Annotated in this window: 24 protein-coding genes, 1 other RNA gene and 1 other annotated feature (1 of these 26 cut by a window edge); of the genes, 7 read left to right on the forward strand and 18 right to left on the reverse strand. The window is 43.8% G+C overall.

The features are described from left to right. Positions 1–116 (reverse strand) — a binding site (T-box leader); it reaches 80 nt to the left of the window's first position. Positions 117–306: 190 nt separating this feature from the next. Then, the gene (locus IKW96_RS10460; protein WP_296574237.1) at positions 307–897 is read left to right on the forward strand and encodes a sporulation protein YunB; all 591 of its coding nucleotides are present in this window, start codon (positions 307–309) and stop codon (positions 895–897) included. A gap of 1 nt (position 898) precedes the next feature. Here the strand turns inward: IKW96_RS10460 and IKW96_RS10465 are convergent, their stop codons facing one another. The 10 genes from IKW96_RS10465 to nrdD all read right to left on the reverse strand — a co-directional run bounded on the left by IKW96_RS10465 (position 899) and on the right by nrdD (position 12,252). Next, the gene (locus IKW96_RS10465) at positions 899–1,531 is read right to left on the reverse strand and encodes a class I SAM-dependent methyltransferase (RefSeq protein WP_296574241.1); all 633 of its coding nucleotides are present in this window, start codon (positions 1,529–1,531) and stop codon (positions 899–901) included. A 60-nt stretch (positions 1,532–1,591) separates the two neighbouring features. Further along, a complete protein-coding gene (gene glmS / locus IKW96_RS10470; RefSeq protein WP_296574243.1) occupies positions 1,592–3,430 on the reverse strand; it encodes a glutamine--fructose-6-phosphate transaminase (isomerizing) in 1,839 nt (612 codons plus the stop codon). A 140-nt stretch (positions 3,431–3,570) separates the two neighbouring features. After that, positions 3,571–4,053, reverse strand: a complete 483-nt coding sequence (locus tag IKW96_RS10475; RefSeq protein WP_296574246.1) for a hypothetical protein — start codon at positions 4,051–4,053, stop codon at positions 3,571–3,573. Positions 4,054–4,065: 12 nt separating this feature from the next. Next, the gene (locus IKW96_RS10480; protein WP_296574250.1) at positions 4,066–5,151 is read right to left on the reverse strand and encodes a hypothetical protein; all 1,086 of its coding nucleotides are present in this window, start codon (positions 5,149–5,151) and stop codon (positions 4,066–4,068) included. A gap of 44 nt (positions 5,152–5,195) precedes the next feature. Next, positions 5,196–6,434, reverse strand: a complete 1,239-nt coding sequence (locus IKW96_RS10485; RefSeq protein ID WP_296574252.1) for a hypothetical protein — start codon at positions 6,432–6,434, stop codon at positions 5,196–5,198. A gap of 74 nt (positions 6,435–6,508) precedes the next feature. Further along, positions 6,509–7,852, reverse strand: coding sequence for an SPFH domain-containing protein (locus tag IKW96_RS10490; protein WP_296574256.1), 1,344 nt, complete (start codon positions 7,850–7,852; stop codon positions 6,509–6,511). Between the two features lie 254 nt (positions 7,853–8,106). Then, entirely contained in the window at positions 8,107–8,448 is a 342-nt protein-coding gene (locus tag IKW96_RS10495; RefSeq protein WP_296574260.1) for an arsenate reductase family protein, read from the reverse strand. After that, a complete protein-coding gene (locus IKW96_RS10500) occupies positions 8,448–11,225 on the reverse strand; it encodes a glycoside hydrolase family 3 C-terminal domain-containing protein (protein ID WP_296574263.1) in 2,778 nt (925 codons plus the stop codon). The genes IKW96_RS10495 and IKW96_RS10500 overlap by 1 nt, the downstream gene beginning before the upstream one ends. Before the next feature lie 134 nt (positions 11,226–11,359). Further along, complete coding sequence (locus IKW96_RS10505) at positions 11,360–11,911, reverse strand: NADH peroxidase (protein ID WP_296574266.1); 552 nt, start codon at positions 11,909–11,911, stop codon at positions 11,360–11,362. Positions 11,912–11,985: 74 nt separating this feature from the next. Further along, entirely contained in the window at positions 11,986–12,252 is a 267-nt protein-coding gene (gene nrdD, locus IKW96_RS10510) for an anaerobic ribonucleoside-triphosphate reductase (RefSeq protein ID WP_296574268.1), read from the reverse strand. Positions 12,253–12,355: 103 nt separating this feature from the next. Here nrdD and IKW96_RS10515 point away from each other — a divergent pair, with 103 nt between their 5' ends. Together IKW96_RS10515 and IKW96_RS10520 are read left to right on the forward strand one after the other, a co-directional pair. Then, complete coding sequence (locus tag IKW96_RS10515; protein WP_296574270.1) at positions 12,356–13,024, forward strand: Crp/Fnr family transcriptional regulator; 669 nt, start codon at positions 12,356–12,358, stop codon at positions 13,022–13,024. Between the two features lie 62 nt (positions 13,025–13,086). After that, complete coding sequence (locus IKW96_RS10520; RefSeq protein WP_296574271.1) at positions 13,087–13,950, forward strand: undecaprenyl-diphosphate phosphatase; 864 nt, start codon at positions 13,087–13,089, stop codon at positions 13,948–13,950. A 36-nt stretch (positions 13,951–13,986) separates the two neighbouring features. On the opposite strand, the gene IKW96_RS10525 is transcribed toward IKW96_RS10520, so the two are convergent. From IKW96_RS10525 to IKW96_RS10545, 5 genes are all read right to left on the reverse strand, one after another. After that, the gene (locus tag IKW96_RS10525) at positions 13,987–14,223 is read right to left on the reverse strand and encodes a YdbC family protein (protein ID WP_296574273.1); all 237 of its coding nucleotides are present in this window, start codon (positions 14,221–14,223) and stop codon (positions 13,987–13,989) included. Between the two features lie 100 nt (positions 14,224–14,323). Next, complete coding sequence (locus tag IKW96_RS10530; protein ID WP_296574277.1) at positions 14,324–14,626, reverse strand: hypothetical protein; 303 nt, start codon at positions 14,624–14,626, stop codon at positions 14,324–14,326. 136 nt (positions 14,627–14,762) lie between these two features. Next, positions 14,763–15,455: a GTP pyrophosphokinase family protein gene (locus IKW96_RS10535; protein WP_296574279.1), complete on the reverse strand. Its 693-nt coding sequence runs from the start codon at positions 15,453–15,455 to the stop codon at positions 14,763–14,765. Positions 15,456–15,486: 31 nt separating this feature from the next. Further along, complete coding sequence (locus IKW96_RS10540; RefSeq protein ID WP_296574282.1) at positions 15,487–17,343, reverse strand: ABC transporter ATP-binding protein; 1,857 nt, start codon at positions 17,341–17,343, stop codon at positions 15,487–15,489. 27 nt (positions 17,344–17,370) lie between these two features. Further along, on the reverse strand, positions 17,371–18,231 hold the full coding sequence (locus IKW96_RS10545; protein ID WP_296574285.1) for a TPM domain-containing protein: 861 nt from the start codon (positions 18,229–18,231) through the stop codon (positions 17,371–17,373). A gap of 112 nt (positions 18,232–18,343) precedes the next feature. Between IKW96_RS10545 and IKW96_RS10550 the strand changes: the two genes are divergently transcribed. Together IKW96_RS10550 and IKW96_RS10555 are read left to right on the forward strand one after the other, a co-directional pair. After that, positions 18,344–19,153 carry a DNA glycosylase gene (locus IKW96_RS10550; RefSeq protein WP_296574288.1) on the forward strand — a complete coding sequence of 270 codons (810 nt, stop codon included), beginning with the start codon at positions 18,344–18,346 and terminating at the stop codon, positions 19,151–19,153. A gap of 13 nt (positions 19,154–19,166) precedes the next feature. Further along, positions 19,167–20,030: an AraC family transcriptional regulator gene (locus IKW96_RS10555; protein ID WP_296574290.1), complete on the forward strand. Its 864-nt coding sequence runs from the start codon at positions 19,167–19,169 to the stop codon at positions 20,028–20,030. Between the two features lie 38 nt (positions 20,031–20,068). Here the strand turns inward: IKW96_RS10555 and rnpB are convergent. From rnpB to IKW96_RS10570, 3 genes are all read right to left on the reverse strand, one after another. After that, positions 20,069–20,415, reverse strand: an RNA gene (gene rnpB / locus IKW96_RS10560) — RNase P RNA component class A. Between the two features lie 32 nt (positions 20,416–20,447). Continuing rightward, positions 20,448–21,911: a PH domain-containing protein gene (locus IKW96_RS10565; RefSeq protein ID WP_296574292.1), complete on the reverse strand. Its 1,464-nt coding sequence runs from the start codon at positions 21,909–21,911 to the stop codon at positions 20,448–20,450. Further along, on the reverse strand, positions 21,901–22,353 hold the full coding sequence (locus IKW96_RS10570; RefSeq protein ID WP_296574294.1) for a PH domain-containing protein: 453 nt from the start codon (positions 22,351–22,353) through the stop codon (positions 21,901–21,903). The genes IKW96_RS10565 and IKW96_RS10570 overlap by 11 nt, the downstream gene beginning before the upstream one ends. Positions 22,354–22,450: 97 nt before the next feature. On the opposite strand from IKW96_RS10570, the gene IKW96_RS10575 reads away from it, so the two are divergent. After that, entirely contained in the window at positions 22,451–23,707 is a 1,257-nt protein-coding gene (locus IKW96_RS10575) for a sodium:alanine symporter family protein (RefSeq protein ID WP_296574298.1), read from the forward strand. Positions 23,708–24,518: 811 nt separating this feature from the next. Beyond that, positions 24,519–26,162: a ribonuclease J gene (locus IKW96_RS10580; protein WP_296574464.1), complete on the forward strand. Its 1,644-nt coding sequence runs from the start codon at positions 24,519–24,521 to the stop codon at positions 26,160–26,162. The last annotated feature ends 2 nt before the right edge of the window (positions 26,163–26,164 follow it).

Below are 26,164 nucleotides of genomic sequence, written 5' to 3' on the forward strand. Positions count from 1 at the left end.
ACGCCGCAGTTTCCCACGGTAGCTCAGGGGGAGCACCTGCTTATCACGAAAAGCTCGCACCGACCGCTTTTTCTCTGTATCGTAATTTATACAGTCATTCCCATCAACGCTATACATTTAATATTATAACGCTGTTTTATTAAAAAGTCAATGCTTTGAGGGGATTTTTTCAAAATATTTATAGTATAACTGTCACTTTGAACTTGTGCACGGAATATAATAAATCAACAAATAATGCAGGGCGGTGAAGCGATGAGGACGAAACGCAGAAAAAAGAATACGAAAAGGTCCGTAATATGCGTTTGTATGCTTATATTTGCAGTGATAATGCTGTCAGTAAGGCTGAATGCTTCACTGAAGCCTGTTATCAGGCAGCAAGCGTGTCATTTCGCCGAAAAAGAAGCCTCGGAGCTCATAGAGAGCTGCGTTTCCGAGTTCCTCGACAGGAATAAGTACTGCTACAGTGATTATGCAGCCGTACTTTACAATGATCGTAAACAAGTCACTTCAATAGAAACAATATCCTATGCCGTGAATAAGACTCAGTCTGAACTAACTCTTGCAATAAACAGCAAACTCAGGCAGATAGGCTGTAAAAGCACAGAAATACCGCTTGGTTCGCTGACAAAAACATTTCTTCTGAACGGAAAGGGCCCTAAAATACATATAAAGATAACTCCTGTGGGCTGCACTACGGTCAGGCTAAAAAGTGAGCTTGTCTCCGCGGGGATAAATCAGACAAAGCACAGGATAACCGCCGTTATAGGCATAAACATGAGTTCATCTACTCCCCTGATAAGCTTCAGTACAGCTTCGGAGTTTGAATTTTTAATTGCCGAAAGCGTGATAATCGGGGAAGTTCCGGACATTGTACCTTATAACGGAATAATGCGGTAGTTTACTTGTTTCCCTCGGCGCACACCCATTTTTCGCCGTCCTTTGTGTGGATAACTATGTCCGTAAAACCTGCGTTTTCTAAAAGTTCTTTAAATTCTGAAAGCGAGGGATTATAAAGGGAATATTTCCGTATGCCCTCAATATCCTTTTCGTCGAGCTTAGCGTCACCGTGGATATCCGCAGCTATAAGGAATTTTCCTCCTTTTCTGAGGACGCGATACACTTCTTTAAGGCATTTTTCAGGCTCAGGCCAGAAATAGAAGCTCTCTACCGTAATTATCCTGTCAATGCTGTCGTTTTCAAAAGGGAGAGCTTCTACAGAAGCTTTTGATACCTTTACTTTTCCACATTTGACATTGCACTCATTGTTGAATGTTGACAACTCTACCGATACATCAGAATGATCTATACCATATATCATTTTTGCTTCTGTGGTATCGGCTATTCTTTTAATGGCTGCTCCTCCGCCGCAGCCGATATCGAGGACTGTATCACCTTTTCTGACATTAAATAAACCAAGTGCCCATTCTGTAACGGGAGAATGATGCTCGTTCATGTCTCTGAGCATTTCAAATCCTGCCTCTCCGTGCGGATTTGAAGGATTTCCAAGTTCAGTTACGGATTTCTTTTCCATACTTATCACCTTTTCCGATATACAAAAAGGCTGACGAAAAACGGCAGCCTTTTTCAATAATTATTCTACTGTAACGCTCTTTGCAAGGTTTCTCGGCTTATCAACGTCGAAGCCCTTTGCAACTGATACATAATAACCTAACAGCTGGAGCGGTATTACTGAGAGACTTCCTGCAAAATGCGGGTCAGTCTGAGGGATATATACCGTGAAGTCTGCAAGATCTTCAATGCTGTAGTTCCCATATGTTGTAAGTCCCATAAGTGAAGCTCCGCGGCTCTTTACCTCTACCATGTTGCTGATAGTCTTTTCATAAAGATCCTGCTGAGTGAGAACACCTATTACAGGGATACCACTCTCGATGAGGCTGATAGGACCGTGCTTTAACTCACCTGCAGCGTATGCCTCGGAGTGGATATAGCTTATCTCCTTCATCTTGAGGCTTCCCTCAAGTCCGATAGCGTAGTCTATGCCGCGTCCGATAAAGAATGCGTCCTTAGCGCCTGCAAGCTTGTTTGCATACCACTGGATACGCTCCTTATCCTCGAGTATCTTCTTGATCTTATCAGGGATAGTGAACAGCTCCTTGAGAAGCTCGTCGCACTTTTCCTCTGTCATCTCTCCTCTTGCAACCGCAAACTGGAGAGCGAGGAGATAACCTGCGATAAGCTGTGTGCTGTAAGCCTTTGTTGTTGCAACAGAGATCTCAGGACCGGCAAGTGTATAGAATACATTATCAGCTTCACGAGCAATTGATGAGCCGACAACGTTAACGATACCCAGTGTCTTTATGCCCTTTTCCTTTGCTTCTCTGAGAGCAGCAAGGCTGTCTGCTGTTTCGCCTGACTGGCTGATGATTATAACAAGGCTGTCCTTTACGAGGGTCATCTTTCTGTATCTGAACTCGGAAGCGAGTTCAACTCTTACAGGGATAGATGTGAAGTCTTCGATAACATACTGTACAGCCATACCTACGTGATAAGCGCTTCCGCAGGCTACAATATAGATCTGGCTTATCTTCTGCATTTCCTCGTCTGTAAGTCCGATATCAGAGAAATCTATCTTGCCGTTCTTGATAACTGAATTGATAGTATCACGTACTACCTTTGGCTGCTCGTGGATCTCCTTGAGCATGAAGTGCTCATAACCGCCCTTTTCAGCAGCTTCCGCATCCCACTTGATCTCTGTAAGAGGCTTTTCGATCTCTTCACGGTCGATATTGTAGAATGTAACAGCTCCCTTGACAAGCTTGGCAATCTCCATGTTGCCGATATAATATACGTTTCTTGTATACTTCAGTATAGCAGGAACGTCTGAAGCTACATATGTTTCGCCATTTGTAACGCCGATGATCATCGGGCTGTCCTTGCGTGCAGTGTAGATCTCGCCTGGGTAGTCCTTGAACATTACTGCGAGAGCGTATGAACCTCTGATACGGATCATAGCACGGGCAATGGAATCAACAGGGCCGAGACCATACTTCTTGAAATAGTAGTCGATAAGCTTTACAGCTACCTCTGTATCAGTCTGAGAATTGAAGGAATAACCGCTTTTTGTGAGCTTTTCCTTTAATTCCTGATAGTTTTCGATGATGCCGTTGTGAACAGCGATAACATTCTCGTCATCACTTGCATGTGGGTGAGCGTTGAGGGCTGAGGGTTCGCCGTGAGTTGCCCAACGTGTGTGGCCGATTCCACAGTCACCTTTTACTGCGTCGCCGTTATTTGTCATTTCCTTGAGGACTTTAAGCTTTCCCTTAGCTTTAACTACCTCGGTGTCCTTTTCTCCGTCCCTTACAGCGATTCCTGCCGAGTCATAACCTCTGTATTCAAGTTTTGAAAGTCCGTCAAGCAGAATAGGAGCTGCCTGCGCGCTTCCTGTAAATCCAACAATTCCGCACATAAATCTGTTTCCTCCATAGAATTTATCATTCTCACTGAAAATAATAAGGCGATTCGTATTTTGCCATATCAGGTTTATTATACATCAAAACAACAGCTTTGTCAACAAAAAATCCATAATTATCTGTAATTCAGTATTTTTTACTTCTGTGAGCCCGTATTTTCAGCTCTCATGACAGGAGTTTTTTCCACTCTTTTACCGAGAAAGTTATCCGTTTTAACATCAAGCTTGAATCCGTTCTGCTTCCTGTAGTCAGATGCTCCCTGCTTTTTGTGCACCGATTTCATGCTTGACTTCATTATGGAAACTGCTATGAATGCAGCAGCAAGTCCGATCATAAGGCAAATAATGAATGCAGAAACAGGATTATATGAGCGTACAGCTGTTTCCGAAGCAGTGTAGCTGTCCGAACTGCTGTTCTGATCTATTTCTATGGTTTCAAACTCAATAACATCGTTGTCGTAAGAATATTCATTGCTTTCGGAACTGTTTTCATCATCAATCAACTCAAATTCATAATCGGCACGAGCTGTCATGCTTCGGTCAAATGATTTTGTACTAAAAAATACAACTGAAAACATGAACAGTGAAGCGATCACTGCGGCAATTCTTCTTTTTTTCATAATCTTCACTCCTTATGCAAGCCCCAACAGCAGAGAAATACCAAAACTTACAGCTGTAACGGCTGCCGCAATCCCCAGGAACCACCTTGCAGAAGCTCCCTTGTCTATGGGAAGATTGCCCACGAATTTTCCTGTCTGACCGTTCATTGCGAAAATATACTTTTGGTTTTCCCAAGTAGTATTAAGTATCCACACAGGATATAGAGCGTATTTTGCTTTTGCGCTGTTGAGCCTGACAGAGCTGTTCTCTCTTGACACAGTGTTGTATCCCTGCACAGTTCCTGCAATGATCTGCTCAGTAGTATTCTTTATTCTGTCGTTGGCCCGTTCTATGCTTTCCTCAGCCGAAACATCATATCTGTCAGCAAGAAAACCAGATAAATAGGCAGTTTTGAAGTCAACTGCGTCCTTGAAATCAAAAGGCTCTATAGACTCCATAAGCTCGTCCTGCATTTTTGTTGAGCCGTCAACGGGAACTCCCTCGAACTCCACATTTCCTTCTCTCTGAATGGAATAATAGTTCCTTTCAACGTAATTGAACTTACCGTCGGACCAGCTTCTGATCTTTTCGCCCTTGAAAAGCATTTTGGCCTCTGCGTTTGCGTCAAAGAGCCACACGGGAACGTAAACTCCCTTTATTTCGTCGATATGGTTCTGATCCCTGAAAACCTTCGGCAGAAGCTTTCTGCCCTCGATATGCTTGTTGAGAGCAGCTTTTGCAGCTTCTTTGTCGAACTTGAAAGGGATTATGTAATCGGGCTTTAGATCGCCTGAAAAATTTCCCGACATTACGACGGGATTATCGCAGTACGGACACTTTGAAGCGGAAGTCGTCTGGTCGGTGATTATCTCTCCGCCGCATGACTTGCACTTGTATACCTTCATGTTGTCGGCTTCGCCCTGCTGCCACTGACTGCCTGCGTCGGAATCCCAGTTCATATCGTCTTCTTTTATGTTTTCGAGACAGTTATCATGATCTTTTATGGAATCAACTTCAAATTCGGATTCGCAGAAGGGGCATTTCATCTTTTGCGAAGAGGAGTCAAATTCCAGCTTGCCTCCGCAGGCAGGACATTTATATTCTATTATATCAGACATTGATTTCACCTTCGTAAGTATTATTACTTATTGTTTCTGTCATTTCACCAATGCTCCCATTCTATATAATCTTTTACGCTCCGTATCTTTTGCCTGACAAATTGTTTCGGCTTGAAATATGCTTTTTTTAATGGTAACATATTAAGTATTCCCTTTGCAGCGTAATAACTTAAAAATATCCAAAAAGAAACTGGAACAACCAAAGTCGGGATCATATCGTTTGTTAGATTTATAGCAATAAAAAAAGCTATCAATAATTGTATTATTAAAAATATCAGCCAATAACAAAATTTAAATCTTGATTTTTTAGGTATTTTATCTACACGCATCTGCCCTGTCTGACCGTTCATGGCAAAAGTAAATTTTTCTCCATCACAAATAATGTTAAGAAGCCATACAGGCATGAGATAATAAGATAGCTTTCTGTAGCTTGTATTTTCAGTATCGAGTTTTATTCCTTCGAGCTTGTCTATAAACTTTTCCGTTGATATGTTTTCGTCAGGTTTCTCCACAGAATTGTACTTGTATTTGACTTTTTTCTGTGAATAATAGATCTTTTTTATTTCAAAATCAGCAGTTTTCATCGCATTTTCAGCTCCGATGATATACCTGCTTGCATAAAAGCCTGTAAGGCACGAATCGGTAAATTCCATCGCTTCACTGTATTCATAGGGCAGAAGTGTGTAAAATACCTCTTTACTGATATCTGTATCATTGGCAAGTATGGGATAATCCCTTACCCAAAGCTGCTTATATGCAGGATCGCTGTTCCCTTCACCGCATAAACAGCTGTAACGCCATACAGGGATATAAAAACCGACTATCCCCTTTACAACATCTTTATCTGTAAATTCATTGGGAGCCTTTCTGAACTGTTTGATGTATTCTGTGTATTTTTCTGCCAATTCACCTGACGTTATTTTGAACGGAATTACTTTATCAGGACGTATATCACCGTCAAAATCAGAAGAAATTATCACATCATGCTTGCAAAAAGGACATTTTGCGGTTCCGTAAAATGCTTTTGTCACAATCTTGCCACCGCATGACGGACAGCGGAATTCTTCAAGATAGTCCTGATCATATGGTTCCCATACATACTTAGTCCTGTCTACCCAGTCAAAATCAGAAAGCTTTTCATCGGTAACCTCATTAAAATGTGAGCGTATATACTCAAGATCATATGTATTACAGCAAAAACGACAGCTAAGCATCTCGTTTTTGATACTATACTTCATCGGAGCTCCGCAATTTGGACATTTATATTCTATTATCTCCGACATTCAGTCACCTCATTATAGCAGTACATTATCTAAAACGGGCGGACCCTGGCGTCCGCCCGTTATGTATCATTACATTACTTTACAATATCATCATCTGTGAAAGGATCGCCGCACTCAGGGCAGAACTTTGGAGGATTCATCGGATCCTCAGGTTCCCAGCCGCACTTGTCGCACTTGTAGAGCGGAGCGCCCTCAGGCTTCTTCTTTCCGCAGTTAGAGCAGAACTTGCCCTTATTTACAGAGCCGCAGTCGCAAGTCCAGCCGTCAGGTGTAAGAACTACGGGCTTGGGTTTGCCGCAGCCTGAACAGAACTTGCCTGTATTTGTCTCGCCGCAGTCACACTTCCATGAATCTGCAGAACCGGCTGCAGCTACGGGAGCAACAGGTGCCTGTGGCATCTGTGCCTGATTCTGCTGAGCCATTCCGAAGAGGTTCTGAGCGTTGGTTCCACCTGCCTGCTGAGCCATTCCCATACCGAAAAGTCCCATGGCAGCACCATTAGGGTTTTTTGCAGCATTCTGCATAGCCTGAGCCTGAGCCTCAACAAGTGATGCGGCTGCGTTGCCGGGATCGCGGTTCCAGGCTCTGTCCTCAAATTCCTGGATTCTCTTTGTATCTTCATCTGAGATCGTTGCGGAATTGATATTGACAGTCCAGATCTGGAGACCTCTCTTTTCCTTCCACATCGGATCAACTTCTGTCTCGATAGCAGCCTTGACCTCTCTCTGTCTGCCGGGGAGCTGATCATATCTTATGCCCGAAGCAGAAATAGCTGCAAATGCAGGCTGGAGTGAGTCAAGGAACTCGCTCTTAAGCTGATTATCGATCTCGGAGCGGAGGAAACGCTCCTTGACGTCGCCGCATACATTCACATAGAAAAGTACAGGATCGGCGATCTTATAGGAGTAGATACCGTTGCAGCGTACACCTACGGTAAAGCTTCTTCCGAGGTCCTCATATGCAACTCTGAAAGGAACAGGGTTCTGTGTTCCGAATTTATTGTCAAGGATCTCCTTCATATTGAAGTAGTAAATTCTCTGATCCTTTGCAGCTGTTCCGCCGTGCTTGATACGATCCCACATTTCCTTGAACATATCCTTGAGACCTGTACCGAAGCTGCTGTTGAAGATACTCGGCGAAGTACCTGTCTGATACTTATATATACCAGGCTGTGTGGCGATTTCGGTGACCATACCCTGGTCTACCATGATCATTGCCTGACCTTCGTGAACTACGATTCCGCTTCCGTCGGAAATAACATTTTCATTTCCTTTGGTGTTTGAAGAATGTTTTCCAAGCTGTTTCTTTGCTCTGACAACGAGAACATCAGAAGGAAGAGCGTCACAAGTATAGAACTCTTCCCATGTATCAGCAAGAGTCTGAGATGCTCCGACGAGAGCTGCCTGAATAATACCCATAATTATAGCTCCTTTCGGGAAAATAATCCCTATTTAAATATTATCGTGCGAAAAATAGCTATTTTTCGTCATTTTCGTGTCAGCTGAAAAACTAACATAACATAATTATAACATATAATTACAAAAAAAGCAACAGTCGCGGAATAATAATGGACAAATTTATTGTTTATGCCGCACTTATAGCGTATTTAAAGAAAAATACAATGCTTTTTATCAGTTTTTACTGCTGAAATATATTTTTATTTTTTAACATTTTATTCCCAGTCTTTCCATGTGTCAGGCTGATATCCTATCGTTGCCTTTGCACCGTTCCTGACGATCGGAGTAACGATTATCTGCGGATTTTCCAGTATCTTTTCCTCCTTGTCCTCATCGGAAAGATACTGGAGCAGTGCCAGAAGGTCTTTGTCCTTGTGCTCGTGGTTTATGAGCTTATCTGTGCCGCCGACAGCTTTTTTGACATTGTTGAACTCGCCGCGGCTCATGCCTTTTTCTTTCATGTCAATAAACTGGTACTTAATATTACGCTCCTTGAAGTAACGCTCTGCCTTTTTGCTGTCAAAGCACTTCTTAGTGCCGAATATCTGTATATTCATCAGTTTTCCTCCGCTGCAAATGCAAGATCGATATTATCATCTTCTTTTTCAAGCTCGAATTCAATGCTGTGGAGTTTCAGTCCGTTCTGAGCGAAATAAATCCTGATAGCAGAAAATCTTGAGAATAACGGCATTGAACACGAAAGAGACACGGGCTTTCCGTCTGTTCCGTTCCATGTGAGCGTGCCGCTCGGAGTACCAAGCGTGAAAAGCGTAATGGGAAGCTGTGCCAGCGAGCTTTGCGTTGATGAAGCTGTTACAGTTACCTTATACCAGCCGAGCAGCTTCAAAATCAGAGCAAAAGCATAATTCTCGCCCTTTTTGCTCTCCAGATCATCGAGATCTATCTTGAGATACCTGTCAACATCGTAAAAAACAACAGGTTCATCGGAAGAACTGTCCATCTCTTCCCTGTTTATTATTTTTACCTTTATATCGTTACCTGTGATACGCTTCATCGCATGAGTCGTCATCGCAAATCTCAGAACATTCTCAGCATTGCGCTGTAACTCTCCCCTTGTGATAGTACCGTTTCCGAGAGCGTTCAGTATATCTTCATCAACTGAGGAACTGTCGGCGCATACCATATAAACATCGTTCTGAGCTCGAATCATTGGAATATAATAGCTTCTTTTCGGCTCTTCGCCGCGGAAGTTGACATTTGCCCACCAGTCAGTCATGGTAAGTCCTCTGAAGCCCCACTCATCGCGGAGGATAATGGTGTTCAGGTCATAATTGCCTGCTGTCCATAATCCGTTCAGAGAGCCGTAGGTAGTCATGATAGTGCTTGCATTCCCCTCTTTAACGGCTATTTCAAAGCCTTTGAGATATATCTCACGGAGGGCTCGCTCGGAGACTGCAGAATCTATGAAATGGCGGTTGGTTTCCTGATTGTTGGCACAGAAATGCTTTATCGTACCCGTTACACCTACGCTGTGAAGTCCTTTCAGCTCTGCGGCTGCCATCTGACCTGTGAGATACGGATCTTCCGAAAAATACTCGAAGTTTCTTCCGTTAAGTGGGTGACGATGTATATTCATACCCGGACCGAGGAGGCAATCAACTTTATTTGCGACCATCTCTGTACCCATGAAACCGTAAAGCTCCTGTATGAGTTCGCGGTTGAACGTTGAAGCAATAAGCGTACCGTTTGGCAGGCTGAATGCCTTTGTGCCGCAGTCCAGTCTCATACCCGAAGGACCGTCGGAGCAGCAGCAAGCCGGAACTCCCATCTCGTTCAGTTTGTCGGAAACTCCGCCAAATGCAGAGGCTGTACCTGCGGTAACCCTCGGACTTCCCATGCCCTCGCCGCGCACTATGCAGGAAAGGTCATAATCGGAAAGCTGTGCGATAAATTCGGTCATAGTGTTATTTCCGTTCATTACATCGGAAAGCTTTATACCCTTATCACCTGTATATTCGATATCTTCGGGAAGCTTGTCTTTTCGGCGCTTTTCTTCATCTATCCTGTTTGTCGGTACTGCTTCTGTGGCAGCCTCAAAACCTGTATCTGTTTTCCGCGGCTTGATACGTTCAAATTCAAGAACAGGCGCCAGTGCCTGAGAGCACTTTTCAACAACTGCTGTCTGTGACTGCTCAAATGTGTGAACTTTCTCAGCCTTTCTTACGTCGGAGCCAGCCCAGAAGCTGTACTCCCCTTCTTCAAGTACCCAGCAATTTACATTTCCCGAAGCTCCCGAATCGTCATATGTGGAGATATCCTTTTTATTCACACATATGGTAAGCTCCTGCGACTCTCCTGACATGAGAGCCTTTGTCTTTGCAAAGCTGCAGAGAACTCTTGCAGGCTGTCCGAGTTTGCCCTGAGGCTTTTCGACATAAAGCTGAACAACTTCTTTTCCTGTATATTTTCCTGTATTTGTGACTTTGAAACTGAATGTGAGCGTTTCGCTTCCGCTTACAGATAAAAATTCTGTGTCAAAGGTGGTGTATGAAAGTCCGAAGCCGAAAGGATAAACAACTTTTTCCTTTGCAAAGGTCTCAAACCAGCGATAGCCTACATATATATCCTCTTTATAGTAGGATCTGTCCTTTTGTCCGAAATTCGCGTCCGATGGATAATCCGATATCTTCTGTGCGATAGTGTCGGGAAGCTTTCCCGAGGGACTGACCTTGCCTGTGAGGACGGCGGCAGTACCTGTACCTCCTGTCATACCGCCCTGCCATACGTAAAGCAAAGCGTCTGTGCCTATTTCGCATATATCCGAGATATCCACAAGGCTTCCGACGTTAAGGAGCACTATCACCTTACTGAAGTACTTACGTACCTTTTTCAGCATATCCTTTTCGGCTCCCGAAAGCAGATACGAGCCCTCTTCAAGCCTTGCGTCCTGTTCCTCGCCTGCTGTTCTGCCTATAATAACAATGGCGCGGCTGCTCTCCTTTGAAGCTGCTTCAACTATGTTGTCGGTCAGCGGCATTTCCTTCTGCGACCAGGGTTCATTGCCCCAGCCTTCGCCCTGATCGAAAGGATTTTCTTCGTCCCACTTTTTATATATTTCCAGCAGTTTTTCGTTGAGCTTTACCCCTGCCTCAAGAAGTCCGTCAACGATACCTGTTACCTTTGAAACGTTTACCATTCCGCCCGAACCAGTTCCGCTCTTGTAGTAATGCAGCTGTATCCTGCCGAAAACTGACACATTTTCGTTCATATCAAGCGGAAGAGCGTTATTGCCGTTTTTGAGCATTACGATTCCCTCGGAAACCGCTTCTACTGCTTTTTCGAGATATTTGCTCCAGTCAAGTGTATTCTCCATAATTTCATCCCTCCTTGAAAAATGTAACTTTATTATAACAAATCGTTGATCGTTTTTCAAGTAGTTTAGTTAAATTTAAACAAAACATTAACAAAAAACGGTGGGGAAATTCCCCACCGTCCGATATGTATTTATCAGCCGAAGTATCTCTTGAGAAGACCCTCGAACGCTTTGCCGTGACGAGCCTCATCTTTTGCCATTTCATGAACTGTATCGTGGATAGCGTCAAGATTGAGCTCCTTAGCCTTCTTAGCAAGCTTGAGCTTGCCCTCTGTAGCGCCGTGCTCGGCAGCAACTCTCTTTTCAAGATTCTCCTTTGTGGAAGAAGAAAGAACTTCGCCGAGAAGCTCGGCAAACTTAGCAGCGTGCTCAGCTTCTTCATATGCAGCCTTTTCCCAGTATGCGCCTATTTCGGGATATCCCTCTCTGTATGCGACTCTTGCCATAGCAAGATACATACCGACCTCCGTACATTCTCCGTTGAAGTTTGCGCGGAGTCCGTCAAGGATCTCCTTATCAGTTACAGCCTTAGCAACTCCGAGCTCGTGCTCGCAGGCAAATACAAGCTTATCACCTGTTTCCTTTTCGATGAATTTTGAGCCGGGAACGCCGCACTGAGGACATTTCTCGGGCGGTGCATCTCCTTCGTGAACGTATCCGCAAACAGGACATACATAAGTCTTCATAATTTTTTACCTCCATTATTATTAATATATTGTTGAGTCCGAGCTAAGACACTGCCTTGCTTATATGGACAAAATCAAACCGAGTGTTTTACTCTGTCATGTTCTTCGGCACGCTTTCCGTTATTGAAACGGTCAAGAGTTCCGACAAGATAGCCTGTTATCCTTCTTATTCTGTCAAAGGGTACATCTTTGGCAAAATCATACTCAAGATCAACATAATCTCCGTCGATCCTGACAGTCATACCGAGTATCTCCCTGTCGCTGTACTTTTTCTTGCCGTAATCAATGTACGCATTGATCTCGTCCTGAGAAATCTGTTCTCCGATAACGTTTACCTTCATTGTTTTCGACCTCCGTAGAAATAGTATTGACATTTGACTGAATATATTGTATCATATAAGAAACAAAAAATCTGTTGCATATGCAACAAAGGAGTGATTTTTTATGCTTCCCGAGGATAATATCCTGTTTAAGGGAATAGAACAGGATGACTGCCGCAGAATGATAAGCTGCTTCAACGCCGATATCAGGAAATTCAAGTCGGGAAACCGCATTATGGACTATTCCGATAATCCTGACAAGCTGGGCATAATTCTCAGCGGCAGTGCGGTCATGGTGAGATATGATATCAACGGAGTACGCTCTATTATGGAATCCCTCGGCGAACAAAGCGTATTCGGCGTTTATTTCACATTTACAGCGTCACAGCGCAGCGGCATCGAAATAATCGCCGAGACCGAGTGCGAGGTAATGTTCGTAAGGCGCTCGGAAATCACAAAAAGGTGTGAAAACGCCTGTCAATGTCATTCGAGAGTTGTTGAAAATCTTCTTGATCTTATGTCGGAAAAGGCTATATCCCTCAATGAACGAATAGAAGTTCTCAGCCAGCGTTCGATCGAGGATAAACTCATAAGCTGCCTTAGCATAATCGAGGAAAAGACTCCGAAGGGCAAAGCTCCGCAGATACCATTTTCGACTACTGCTTTGTCCGACTATCTCTGCGTCAACAGAAGCGCTCTCCAGCGCGAGATCACACGGCTGAAAAATGAGGGCGTTCTTGCCATTTCAAAGCGGAAATTCAAGCTTTACAGGTATCCCGACCAAAACGATTGACAGCTAAGAGCAAATGTGATATAATATCACTTGTATTTTTACTTGAAAGGAACAGATTAACTATGATATGGGAAACTATCAAAACCATAATACTCGGAATCGTTGAAGGTATAACCGAATGGCTGCCCATAAGCAGTACGGGACACCTTATTCTTGTGGAAAACTTCTTGAAGCTCGATCAGAGCGATGATTTCAAGGAGATGTTTGATGTTGTTATACAGCTGGGCGCGATAATGGCAGTAGTTGTCATATTCTGGAAAAAACTTTGGCCTTTCGGCAAAAAGGATAACGCTCATCCGCTGAACAAGTCGCCGTTCGGTCAGATGATAAAGACCGACATCTTCAGGATGTGGTTCAAGGTGCTTGTTGCCTGCATTCCTGCTGCTGTGATAGGATTTCTCCTTGATGACTGGGTAGACGAGCATTTGTACAATCCTTGGACAGTTGCTGTAGCTCTTATCGTTTTCGGTGTGGCATTCATTGTTATTGAAAACTGGAACAAGGGCAGAAAGCCGAAAATCAACACGATCGCAGAGCTTACATACAATGCGGCGCTTATTATCGGCGTGTTCCAGCTTATTGCAGCTCTTTTCCCGGGAACATCACGTTCGGGCGCAACTATTGTAGGAGCTCTTCTTATAGGCGTTTCGAGGACTGTTGCGGCTGAGTTCACATTCTATCTTGCTATCCCCGTAATGTTCGGTGCAAGTCTGCTAAAGCTCGTAAAATTCGGATTCAACTTTACAGGAAGTGAGATAGCGGTTCTTCTGACAGGCTGCATCGTAGCATTCGTTGTGTCTGTATTCGTTATAAAATTCCTTATGGACTACATAAAGAAGCACGATTTCAAAGTGTTCGGCTGGTATCGTATAGTACTCGGAATACTTGTTCTTGCATATTTCGGTATAAAGGCAGTCGCACATTAAAAGCAAAAGGCAGCTCACAATGAGCTGCCTTTAAAATTATTCGTCAAAAGAATCGAGATCAATTCCTGCAAGAAGCTCCTTGAGCTGTGCAAGCTCGTCTGCTGTAAGGGTAACACCCTTACCCATTCTTGAATGATCCGGCGACCATTCGCGTATGTCGTACTTAGGCTCGTGATCGTTCCAGCTTACCATATTTAGCTCTTTTGTCCAGCCCTTGGCATTTTCTGAAAGAACGCCTAATTTCTCGGTAATTTCGTATTTTAACTCTGCCATAAATGATATCTCCTTTCAAGATCAGGCTTTTTAAACCATTCAATTTGATATTATAACATAAAAAATATGATTTGTCTATACCTGAATTGAAAAAAATATATCAGATCGACACTCTGAGATAATCGAGTGCTCTGCTGTAAAGCTGCTGCGGCCGGCTCTTATTGGTGATGAGCGACTCTGCAAAAGCAACTGCGTCCTCGATATTTCGGGAGAAATCAGCTATACATTCCATATCGCCGCTTTTCTTGTCCACGACCTCTATCCCGTATGTAATGACTTCGTCTCCGTACATCAGCATTTTGCCGCTCAGCACCCTGTATGCCACCTTATTATCGCCGAAGATCTCCATGTATAAGGTCTTGTCGCGTACATCGTGCTTTATCTTTTTTACTATCCCGAACATTTTTATGCTCCTTCCTGTGTTCTTTTTGATATTTTCATTATAACACCGGAAGTCATGGATGTGAACGGGGATTTTTTTGTAAATCAGTAAGTTTTAACGCGGAATTTGGCGAAATACGCTTTGATACAACGTTTTCTTACTCCATATCGTTTATCTGCATATATATGCGCTGCATCTGCATATCTGTTTCCGCTATCCTCTCAGCACATTGGCGGAGCTCCTCTGATATCTCGCTTGGTATTTCGGAGGCTGTCTTGTATTTCAGCTGGTGCTCAAGGCTTGCCCAGAAGTCCATGGCTATGGTGCGTATCTGTATCTCGACGGGAGCGTACTCCTTGTGAGTCGACAGATAAACGGGTACATTCAGTATGATATGATAGCTCCTGTATCCACTTGGTTTAGGCTTTTTTATATAATCCTTGCGCTTGATGACTGTAAAATCGTCGCGTCTGCCCAGCATTTCCACGATAGCGTAAATATCCGTTATGTAGTAACAGGTCACTCTTATGCCTGCGAGATCGAGAAGATTTTTCCTTGCGGCGTCCGTGGTTATAGGAAGTCCTTTCTTCTGTAGCTTTCCTATTATGGATTGGGGGGATTTCAGCCTGCTTTCTATGTTATGTATGGGATTTCGCTGAAATTTCACTCCGAATTCGTTGTCCAGTATATTAAGGTAGGTCTTTACGACCTCGATCGCAGAGTCGTAAAGGTGCTGAAGCTGCAGAAAATCATAAAAGACATGGGAAAACATCTCTTTCATGGATTCACTGTTGTCTGTTAACGCAGGAAGATTATCAAATGCTTCAATGTAAAAATCTTTTTCACTCATCTGTCTCAAACCTTTCTTTGTTATTGTTTCTTTAGTCCTCGCCCTCCGTATAATCGAAGTTGCTTGCCGTATTCTCAGCCTTGCTGAACTGCGTCTTGTAAAGCTCGGAGTAAACGCCGCCGCGGTTCACAAGGTCAATGTGAGTTCCTCTTTCCGAGATGATACCGTCCTTTATGACCAGTATCTCATCGGCAGCAAGAATAGTGGAGAGCCTGTGTGCTATAAGTATACTTGTTCGTGAGGATATGAGCGGCTCTATGGCGTCCTGTATCTTCTGCTCGGATATGGAGTCGAGAGCTGAAGTAGCTTCATCGAAAATCATGAGTGCAGGGTCTTTCAGAAGCACTCTTGCAATAGAGATACGCTGCTTTTCGCCGCCGGAGAGCTTGAGTCCCCTGTTTCCTACAACAGTATCGAGACCTTTTTCCTGTTTTTCTATAAATTCATAGATATTTGCCTGTTTGCAGGCTTCGACAAGCTCTTCTTCCGTAGCGTTAGGCTTGGCATAAAGGAGGTTTTCACGTATAGTGCCGTTGAAAAGGTAGGTCTCCTGACTTACAATGCCGATATGCTCCCTAAGGTAAGAGAGGTCGAGCTTTCGTACATCTGTGCCGTCAAATAGCACTGAACCGGCAGTAACGTCGTAAAGCCGGGGTATAAGGTTTACGAGAGTGCTCTTGCCGGAACCTGAAGGTCCTACGACGGCTATGCATTTTCCGCTGTCGAGCTTGAATGTGATATCATCAAGTATCTGACGCTCCTTATCGTAGTAAAAGCCTACATTCCTGAACTCTACTTCTCCCTTCGGTTCGCCTTCCGGAATTATCGCGTCGGGAGCGTTCTCGATCTCCGCAGGCATATCGAAATACTCGAAAATACGTGTGAACATTGCCATTGAACGTATCCAGTCCACCTGTATGTTGAGAAGCTGATTCACAGGACCGTACATCTTGCCGAGAAGAGCTACAAGAACTGTTATATCGCCGACAGTAAGGTCAGAGTCGAATCTCATCATGAGTATGCCGCCTGCGAGGTAAATAAGCATAGGGCCGATACTTGAGAACGTTGTGAGTGCAACTCTGAACCACCGGCCTGCCATACCCTCACGTATATTCAGCTTTATCATTTTATGATTGACTTTCTCGTATTTTTCGTACTCTGTCTTTTCCATACCGAAAAGCTTAACAAGAAGCTGACCGCTGACAGACATTGTCTCGTTGAGAATGCCGTTTATTTCATCGCTGCAAGCCTGGGACTCCTTTGTGATAGACCATCTTGTCTTTCCTGCGCTTCTTGTAGGGATAGCAAACAGGGGAACAACAAGTATGCCGACTATGGCAAGCACCCAGTTCTGTCTGAACATGACTATCATTGCTACGATGAGCGTTATCGAGTTTGAAAGTATGCTTGTGAGTGTATTGGTGATTATCTGCTGGACTCCCGAAATATCACTGGTCATACGTGTAATGATATCGCCCTGGTTGTTTGTGGTGAAGAAGCGCTGTGACATCTTCTGGAGATGCGCATACATCTTATTGCGCATATCATAGGTTATATGCTGTGCTATCCATGTATTCATGTAGCTTTCGAGCACGCCTATCAGATTTGCCGCAAGAGTTACCGCCAGGGACATTACTATGAAGAAGATCAGCTTATTAAGGCTCCTTCCGATAAGTCCCTCGTCGATGATCTTACCAGTAAGCACTGAGGGAAGAAGATTGAGAACTGATGATATGATTATGGCAAGAAGAACCAGCATCATCTGCTTCCAGTACGGCTTCAGGTAAGAAAAAATCCTTTTAAGAAGCTTTTTGGTGACTTTCGGGCGATTTTTCTTCTCTTCCTCGGTGAGATAGCCCATTCCTCTCGGTCCGCCTACAGGTGGCATAAAATATCAACTCCTACTGTGATAGTATTACTTTTCAACAAGATCTATAGCTTTGTTTACTGCAGCTATGTAATCATCGTGTAATGCAAGCTCGTACGCTGATTTCAGCTGTGCGCTGAGCTTGTCGGGAAGCTTTCCGTCAGAATATGCTATTATTGTCCTGGAATTAATGTCAAGCATGAGCATAATTCCCTTTCCGTCATTATATCTGCGCTTATAGTACGTTTTCAGTATCTCATCATTCGGTAATGAGGAACCATTCCTGGTCGAAAGCACTGTAACGTCCTTTTTAAGTGAAGAGAGCCGCTTTTCAATAGTTTTTATATCCTCATATGCGAAAACCTGCGAGTTGTCGATCATATGCCCGGGGCAAAGCTCACCAAGCTGTAAAAGTCTCATCACAGCGTTACGGTAACTGTTCCCCATTATTTCCTTTGTTGCCCAGAACATTGCATTATCAGCGGATTTCTGACTGATATTTGTTAGACATGAGCCTGTTCTGTAAACTATGTCCTCATTTGTTGCGTTATTTATAAGGATAACAAGTCCGCTGCCCTTTCCCTCATAAATCTCGTTAAAGCTGTCAACAGCGTAATCCCACGGAGACTTTCCTTCAAGGTCGTTTGTGGTGACAACTGCCGCGTTTATGAGCTTATTCTCATAAAGCCAGCCTGCGTAGTCGTTGCAGGCCTGTATATCCTCTGCGCTGAGTAACGAAGCCTTGTCGAAAATGTAAGTTCCTTCCGAGTGCTCCACGTTTCTTTCAGTAAACGGCTGACTTGTAGCTTCCGGGCTTTTTTCTTCTTTCGGAACAGCCTTTTCCGATGAACAGCCGAACAGCATTACGCAGGCAGCAGCTGTAACGCCTGCCAAAAAAATTTTTTTCAAAAAATCATCCTCTGCTCTTGTATTTATACTTATATTTTAGTATAATTTAATAGAAAAATCAAGTGCAAAACTTCATTTTGTTTGTATAATGTTTTACCAAAGGAGCTCTTCTATGGATTATAAAATAAAAGGAAATGATATTATCGTTTCCGAAAGCGACCTTGACCTCGATGAGACTCTCGACTGCGGACAGGCATTCAGGTGGAAAAAGATACCGTCGGACTACTGCTGCACATATACGGGAGCTTTTGTAAACGACAAGCTTACTGTCTCGCAGACCGATAAGGGAATGTTTATATTTCACGATACCGACGAAAAGACTTTTCTTGAAAAATGGACGGGTTATTTCGATTTTGAGACGGATTATTCAGAACTGAAACGATGCTTTTCGGAGGACGAAACGCTTTCAAAAGCCTGTAATTATGCAGGAGGTATAAGACTTCTCAGACAGGACAGCTGGGAATGCCTTATTTCCTTCATTATTTCCCAGAACAATAATATCCCCAGGATAAAAGGCATAATAGACCGTCTTTGCGGACATTACGACGGTGAATTTCCGACGATCGAGGAACTTTCAAGAGAAAACGCGGATTCCCTTGCTTATCTCAGGAGCGGCTTCAGAGCAAAATATCTTGAGGACGCCGCAGTAAAAACAGCTTCCGGTGAGATAGAGCTTGAAAATATTGCAAAAATGCCCATTGATGACGCAAGAAAGGCCCTGAAAAGTATAAAGGGCGTAGGTCCAAAGGTAGCGGAATGCGTACTGCTCTTCGGAATGTACAGAACCGAAGCGTTTCCCATTGATGTATGGATAAAAAGAGTTCTTGCACAGTATTATCCCGACGGTTTTCCTGCATTTGCTCAGAAGAACGCAGGAATAGCCCAGCAGTATCTTTTCCACTACATAAGGAGCATTTCGTAAAAAGGAGTAACAAATGGAACAGAAAATACCTGACGATATCGCAGGCAAAGCCTCGCGGCAGATAATATGCACGCCCAGTCCTTCTGCGAAAAATACCTTTTTCTATGTACAGGAGGCAGGATATTCCATCAAGGACGAAGCTTCGGTCTATCACAAAAATAACCTCGATTCTTTCCTTATCGCCGCAGTTGTAAGCGGTTTCGGTGAGCTCATGGTCGGCGACGATACATTTCCGTTGATAAACGGCGACTGCTTCTTTGTGGACTGCTGCCAGCCATATTACTACAAAAGCTCCGAAGCCGAGCCATGGGAGCTTTTGTGGATACATTTCAACGGCGGTACCTCGCAGCAGTATTATGAATTCTTCACTTCACAGTCAAAAGCAGTATTCCGACCGCAGTTTTTCGATAAAGTTGTCTCTGTTATCACTAAAATAATGGATATCAACGACGAAAAGCTTCCCGACGCAGAGATCATCAGCTCGAAGCTCATAGTCGATCTTCTTACCATTGCACTGACTGTCAACCAGAACGACCAGCAGTTCGACTCTGCTCTTAAGCAGAAACTTCTTGCGGTACATAATTACATCGACGAACATTTTGCCGAAGATATTTCTCTCGAACAGCTTTCTTCGCAGTTTTACATAAGCAAATACTATCTTACAAGAGAATACAAGCGAATATACGGCAAGACGATTTTTCAGCATATAATCACTGCAAGGATAAACTATGGAAAAAAACTGCTGCGTTTTTCGGACAAGACCGTTGAACAGATAGCGCACCTCTGTGGCTTCAACGATCAGAGCTATTTTGCAAGGCAGTTCAAGAAATCGGAAAATCTCACCTGCTTTTCCTACAGAAAAAAGTGGAGAGAATGACGCATAAACCAAAAAAGAGAGCTTTCGCTCTCTTTTTTGTTGTGACCAGACCGATAAGCCGTGTTCTGTCGAGTGCGGTAATTTATCTAGTCTTACCGTCGCCAGTAAGCTCAAGCCGCCATTACTTGTTATCCGCCGAGCAGACGTTGAGATAACAAGCACCAATAGGCGTTACATCGGATAGGGTTTACATAGCAGCGCTGTCTCCAGCGCTCTGGTGAGCTCTTACCTCGCCTTTCCACCATCACCGCCATAAAAGCGGCAGTATATCTCTGTTGCACTTGCCCTAAGGTCGCCCTCGGCTGCCGTTAGCAGCTACCCTGCTCTGTGATGCACGGACTTTCCTCGTAAACTATAACGTTTCCGCTACCGCATAGTCTGCTCACCTGATAATAATACCATTTCCTGCACAAAATGTCAAGCCTTCACTTTGTCTGCAACCTTATATCCGAGAATATGAGCTATTTTCCTTGCTTCCTTAACGCTCATTGCCTTTATCTTGAATCTCTTGTGCTCCTCTCCTCCGAACCATATGCTGAGGGCACATCTGCCGCTCAGAGCCTGCAGAAGATTCTGTTCGACCTCGAGCTTTACTATTTTATCCCTTGATGATACAACTGTGTGAAATTTCGTCCATTTAGAGCACCTTACCATTATTTTATCGTCGTAAATGGCGATTCCGCTTGTCATAAGAGCAACAAGCTTCACAATAACGAACCATACGGCAGGTATCTCAAGCATAACAGCCACAAAGAGCGAAAGTTCGGCGAAACGCGGAAAAAGCCTTGCCGCCCAGTCATGCGACGGAATTATAAGAGCGGCTACAATGAGCGGAATAAGCAGATATGAGCCTATTCCTGCCGCCTGAGCACTGTAATTGTTTTCTATGCCGCTGTACACGCCTATTACCTGCAAATTCTTGCCGAGACTCTTCTCGTTTTTTACGGGGAGCAGAACAGGCAGTCTGTTTTTTGAGGCACCGTAGCCTGCACAGCTGATATTTACCGCTACGGCTCCTATGACCTTCATAATGAGGTTTTGCCTCATGTCCGTGTAATTTATATGGGAGTTCTTGATTCTGTATTCCTTGCGCTCGATTATTCCGTAGGCTATTTTCATGGAGTTTTTATCGCATTCGATCGAAAACATACCGTATCGAAAAAGATTGACTATAAACGAAACAAACCACGAACCCACAAAGAAAACTCCGATAAAAATAGCGGCTGTTGGTATCCTCAGGAGGAGTTTGTCTGTGATTTTTGCGGTCTCCTCGGTTATGAGATTAAGAGAGCGCATTATGATATTATAGGCGATATCTCCGCCCTTGAAAAAGAATGTAGCAAGATAGACCGTTCCCGAAAAACCGCTGGAAAAGAATACGGAAAACAGCAGTACAGACAGTGAGTTCGGCTGCGGAATACCTTCTATCTTATTCTTTTCGTCTATATCGGGCATACGCTGCATAATTGCTTCGCGCGCCTTTTTGCCTACAATCAGTTTCATATCCACTGTTTTGAAAATACCTGCACGGGTATCACAGCGAAAACGTACTGCATTAAAAGGAAGCATAAAAAACGGACACTCTATTGTCGCCGAGCTGATATTTCTGAACGGGATATAGGTATTTACACGGACAAAAACGCCGTCGCGGTGTACAAGCTCCTCCGATGTAAAGTCTATACGTGAAAAATACCACCTTATAAAGCCGAAAAGAAGAATAGCTCCAAGAACGGCGATATCGAACCATGCACCCTTTATCCAGCTGTAGAGCCAGTCCTTGTCAAAATGATACGTATAGACTCCTCGGATAAGCGGAAAAATCAGCAGCCATATGTTCTTTGCGGAATATTTCAGAATTTTAAGAGGATGTTCATGGTACATTTTTATCCGCCTTTCCGCTGACGCTTCCCGACATGGCGATTATCTCCTTTGCGTCGGACTGTTTCAGGAACAGAAGTCTCAGCTGTCCGCCGTAAACGAAGAATATTATAAAATTCAAGCCCGTATAATGTGAAAAAGGACTGCTGATGACAGTGGTGTACTGTATCGAAGAATATCGCACGGATTGATGAACTTTTATAAAAACGCCGCTGCTTTTGGTTATTTCTGTATCAGTGGCAGAATATTTTATCGAAGAAAAGAAAAGCGGAAGATGCACGAACATCTCGGCTAAAGCTGCAAAAATCACGATTATCTCGGTAAAAAACACGATTCTGTCAAAAGGGACAAAATACCTGACAGCTGAAATGATAATGATGACCGCAGCTGTAATGAGTATTCTCATCGTTGTCAGACAATGTTTGTCAGGTTCATATTCCTTCATTTCACGCCTCCCCTTTTAAAATCTAATACATTATAACACATTTTTTTACTGATGTAAAACTAAAAATAAAGACAAATTGTAAACTTTAGCGCTAAAAATGGCAGAAATGCGGTGTACTATGCTTGAAAAGGTCAATTCCTACATATGGGGCAAGGGTCTTATGATGCTGCTTCTGCTTACAGGAGCTGTTTATACTGTAAAAACAGGATTCGTCCAGTTCAGAATGTTCCCGTATATATTCAAAAGGCTCAGAGTCTCAAAGAATAAGCGTTCGCAGTTCAGGACTTTTTCAATGTCTCTCGGAACAGCAATGGGCACGGGTAATATTACCGGAGTGGCCTCTGCTATCGGAATCGGCGGTGCCGGAGCAGTTTTCTGGATGTGGATATCAGCTTTTACAGGTATGGCTTTGGTATATGCCGAAAACTGCCTGTCTGCAAAATACAGCCGGAAAAGCATATGCGGACCTATGGCGTATATACGCTTCGGCGTAGGGAGCCGCCTGCTTTCCGTAGTTTTTGCCGTATGCTGTCTGCTTGCCTCATTCGGCATGGGCGGAATGGTACAGATAAACGAAATGGCAAATAATATCGGGAGAATTGCGGATATTCCGGTGTTTTTTATGTTTACGGGAATGTTTTCCGTTATTTTCATTTCGATTAGCGGCGGCTCACGAAGAATAAGCAGCATAGCGCAGTTTCTGCTCCCTGTTGCGACGCTCTCTTATTCATTTCTGTGTGTCTCTGCGATAATCAGTTCTGAATGCGGCGTTCCTGATGTTTTTGCACGTATTTTTGCCGAGGCTTTGGGTATAAAACAGGTTTTCGGAGGAGTTTCGGGTTACAGCATATCCAAAGCTGTATCAGTCGGTATAAGACGTGGTATCTTCTCAAACGAGGCAGGGCTCGGAAGCTCACCTATACTGCACAGCTCCGCCGAAAACTACAGGTCGGCAGAGACTCAGGGAATGTGCAGTATGCTCGAGGTATTCATAGATACGTTTTTGTGCTGCACACTGACTGCTGTAACTCTTCTTTGCACAGGAGCACAGACGGTATACGGCGCTTTTGTGCCTGTTACGGGAAAATCGGCCGAGATTATCCTTGCGGCTCAGATGTCGGTATTTGCCTTTTGCACTGTTATCGGCTGGTCATACTGCGGTATGAGAGCTTTCAGTTACATTTTCGGAAGATGCCCCATGATATTTTATTTTCTGTTTTCTGCTGCGGCAGCGTCAGGAGCTGTGTTCCGGACCGGCGAATTATGGATTTTATCGGATATTTTTAACGGTTTGATGGCTTTTGCCAACATTTTTGCGCTCCTGTACCTTGCAAAAGATGTCAGAAAGGAATAACAACGGTCATATCAGTCAATAAATACTGTGACCGTTGTTTTAAGGGACTGGCTGAATGAATATATGCAAATTGGTCAGCCAATCGTAAAAAGTACAAAATAATAATATTTTTATCTTAAAGCCCTGTATACCGACAAATTCAACGCATATAAAGCCATCTACAAATAAGCATTAGCTGTGAGCAAAAATTATTTATAATGACTAATGTTAAAATCCTTCCGATTTTCTATTGACATCCATATTTTATTTTTGTATAATTATATTTGAATACTTGCGCTCACGGTGCGATCCCGTATATGCGTTATTTATATTTTTTAGGCTTTTATGGCGTAATAACGTCATTAAGATAGAGGCTGCACGGCGATAGCAGTCATTATTGCTTCGGAATTTTTATATTTTACAGATCACGTATGTGTTTACGCAGGTTCAGCTCGGAAATGAGCTTGTACGGTTCCCTGCTTTGTATGTGATTAGTCTTTTTATCGCTATCTTATTGTATCGGCGCCGATCTTTCACGTTCCGGTACTGTTCCGCAGCTTTACTTAAATACACTTTTAGGCTTTCGCGGCGTTCACGCGGAGGTCTTCCCAATTATTGAAAGTGAGGTCATATAGTGAACGAAAAAGAGAAAAACAGCAAGGCAAAACAGAGCGCGTCTGCCGCTCCTAAGAGAACCTACAGAAAAAGAGCTGTTCCAAAGGATAAGGAAACCAGGGAGAAGAAAACCAACGTAAAAACAGAGACACAGGCTGAAAACAAGACCAAAAGCCGTGCAAGACAGCCAAAGGAAGTCAAGAAGACTCCTGTTAAGATCATTCCGCTGGGCGGACTAAACGAGATCGGCAAGAATATGACCGTTTTCGAGTGTTCAAACGATATGTTCATACTCGACTGCGGACTTGCCTTCCCTGATGCGGATATGCCGGGTGTTGATATCGTTATCCCGGATTTTACCTATGTTGAGAGAAATCAGGAGAAGATAAGAGGTATCGTTATCACTCACGGTCATGAGGACCATATAGGCGGACTTGCTTACCTTCTGAAGAAAATAAATGTTCCTGTATACGCTACAAGGCTTACTGTCGGACTTATCGAGGGCAAGCTCAAGGAACAGGGCCTTTACGGAAAGGTAACATTGAACGTCGTTGAGCCCAAGAAGACCGTAAAAATGGGCTGTATGGCTGTTGAATTTATCAAAGTAAACCATTCTATCCCTGATTCGGTCGGTATGGCTATCCATACTCCCGCAGGTGTTATCGTTCATACAGGCGATTTCAAGGTTGATTACTCCCCTATCGACGGAAAGATCATTGACCTTGCAAGATTCGGCGAGCTCGGAAGCCGCGGCGTTCTTGCTCTTATGGCTGATTCGACCAACGCAGAGCGTCCGGGTTATACTCATTCGGAACGTACTGTAGGCGATTCCTTCGACAAGCTCTTCCAGAAGGGCGAGGGAAAACGTATCATCATAGCAACCTTCTCCTCCAATATCCACCGTGTTCAGCAGATAGTAAACTGTGCGGAAAGATACGGCAGAAAGGTCGCTGTTTTCGGTAGAAGCATGGTAAATGTAATAAACACTGCCATTGAGCTCGGATATCTTGAAGTTCCCGACGGAATTTTCATTGACATCGAAATGATGAATCGTTATGAGAGCGAGCGAATAGTCCTTATTACTACCGGAAGTCAGGGCGAGCCTATGTCGGCTCTTACACGTATGGCTATGAACGACCATAAAAAGGTCAATATCACGCCTATGGACTTCATAATTATCTCGGCAACACCTATCCCCGGAAACGAGAAATTCGTTACCAGAGTTGTTAATGAGCTTATGAAATCAGGAGCTGAAGTTGTTTATGAAGCAATGTACGAGGTACACGTTTCGGGCCATGCATGTCAGGAAGAGCTCAAGCTCATGCAGTCGCTGACAAAGCCGAAGTTCTTCATACCTGTACACGGCGAGTACAAGCACCTGAAAAAGCACGCAGACCTTGCACTTCAGCTCGGTATGCCAAAAGAAAACGTTATCATTGCCGAGATAGGTAATGTCATCGAAACAGACGGAAACACCATGAAGGTCGTTTCACAGGTGCCTGCAGGCAGAGTTCTTGTTGACGGTCTCGGAGTCGGCGATGTCGGTTCTATCGTACTGAGAGACAGAAAACATCTTGCACAGGACGGACTTATCATAATAGTTATCGGTATTGAGAGAAGCACCAACGAGATCGTTGCTGGTCCCGATATTATTTCAAGAGGATTCGTTTATGTCCGTGAGTCGGAAGAACTCATGGTTGAAGCTAAGGGACTTCTCACAGATACCCTTGCCAACTGCTCATCAAGCGAACTCAGAGAGTGGAACTCCCTCAAGGGCAAGCTTCGCGACGCGCTCTCTGACTATATCTACCAGAAAACAAAGCGCAGTCCTATGATCTTACCTATTATAATGGAAACATGATC

The sequence above is a fragment of the Ruminococcus sp. genome (assembly GCF_017549005.1).
Classification (GTDB): domain Bacteria; phylum Bacillota; class Clostridia; order Oscillospirales; family Ruminococcaceae; genus Ruminococcus.

Bases quoted from the DNA above. Each gene is read 5' to 3' on its own strand.
- IKW96_RS10460 (WP_296574237.1), top strand. From the start codon at position 307: ATGCTTATATTTGCAGTGATAATGCTGTCAGTAAGGCTGAATGCTTCA.
- IKW96_RS10465 (WP_296574241.1), bottom strand. From the start codon at position 1,531: ATGGAAAAGAAATCCGTAACTGAACTTGGAAATCCTTCAAATCCGCAC.
- glmS (WP_296574243.1), bottom strand. From the start codon at position 3,430: ATGTGCGGAATTGTTGGATTTACAGGAAGCGCGCAGGCAGCTCCTATT.
- IKW96_RS10475 (WP_296574246.1), bottom strand. From the start codon at position 4,053: ATGAAAAAAAGAAGAATTGCCGCAGTGATCGCTTCACTGTTCATGTTT.
- IKW96_RS10480 (WP_296574250.1), bottom strand. From the start codon at position 5,151: ATGTCTGATATAATAGAATATAAATGTCCTGCCTGCGGAGGCAAGCTG.
- IKW96_RS10485 (WP_296574252.1), bottom strand. From the start codon at position 6,434: ATGTCGGAGATAATAGAATATAAATGTCCAAATTGCGGAGCTCCGATG.
- IKW96_RS10490 (WP_296574256.1), bottom strand. From the start codon at position 7,852: ATGGGTATTATTCAGGCAGCTCTCGTCGGAGCATCTCAGACTCTTGCT.
- IKW96_RS10495 (WP_296574260.1), bottom strand. From the start codon at position 8,448: ATGAATATACAGATATTCGGCACTAAGAAGTGCTTTGACAGCAAAAAG.
- IKW96_RS10500 (WP_296574263.1), bottom strand. From the start codon at position 11,225: ATGGAGAATACACTTGACTGGAGCAAATATCTCGAAAAAGCAGTAGAA.
- IKW96_RS10505 (WP_296574266.1), bottom strand. From the start codon at position 11,911: ATGAAGACTTATGTATGTCCTGTTTGCGGATACGTTCACGAAGGAGAT.
- nrdD (WP_296574268.1), bottom strand. From the start codon at position 12,252: ATGAAGGTAAACGTTATCGGAGAACAGATTTCTCAGGACGAGATCAAT.
- IKW96_RS10515 (WP_296574270.1), top strand. From the start codon at position 12,356: ATGCTTCCCGAGGATAATATCCTGTTTAAGGGAATAGAACAGGATGAC.
- IKW96_RS10520 (WP_296574271.1), top strand. From the start codon at position 13,087: ATGATATGGGAAACTATCAAAACCATAATACTCGGAATCGTTGAAGGT.
- IKW96_RS10525 (WP_296574273.1), bottom strand. From the start codon at position 14,223: ATGGCAGAGTTAAAATACGAAATTACCGAGAAATTAGGCGTTCTTTCA.
- IKW96_RS10530 (WP_296574277.1), bottom strand. From the start codon at position 14,626: ATGTTCGGGATAGTAAAAAAGATAAAGCACGATGTACGCGACAAGACC.
- IKW96_RS10535 (WP_296574279.1), bottom strand. From the start codon at position 15,455: ATGAGTGAAAAAGATTTTTACATTGAAGCATTTGATAATCTTCCTGCG.
- IKW96_RS10540 (WP_296574282.1), bottom strand. From the start codon at position 17,343: ATGCCACCTGTAGGCGGACCGAGAGGAATGGGCTATCTCACCGAGGAA.
- IKW96_RS10550 (WP_296574288.1), top strand. From the start codon at position 18,344: ATGGATTATAAAATAAAAGGAAATGATATTATCGTTTCCGAAAGCGAC.
- IKW96_RS10555 (WP_296574290.1), top strand. From the start codon at position 19,167: ATGGAACAGAAAATACCTGACGATATCGCAGGCAAAGCCTCGCGGCAG.
- IKW96_RS10565 (WP_296574292.1), bottom strand. From the start codon at position 21,911: ATGTACCATGAACATCCTCTTAAAATTCTGAAATATTCCGCAAAGAAC.
- IKW96_RS10570 (WP_296574294.1), bottom strand. From the start codon at position 22,353: ATGAAGGAATATGAACCTGACAAACATTGTCTGACAACGATGAGAATA.
- IKW96_RS10575 (WP_296574298.1), top strand. From the start codon at position 22,451: ATGGCAGAAATGCGGTGTACTATGCTTGAAAAGGTCAATTCCTACATA.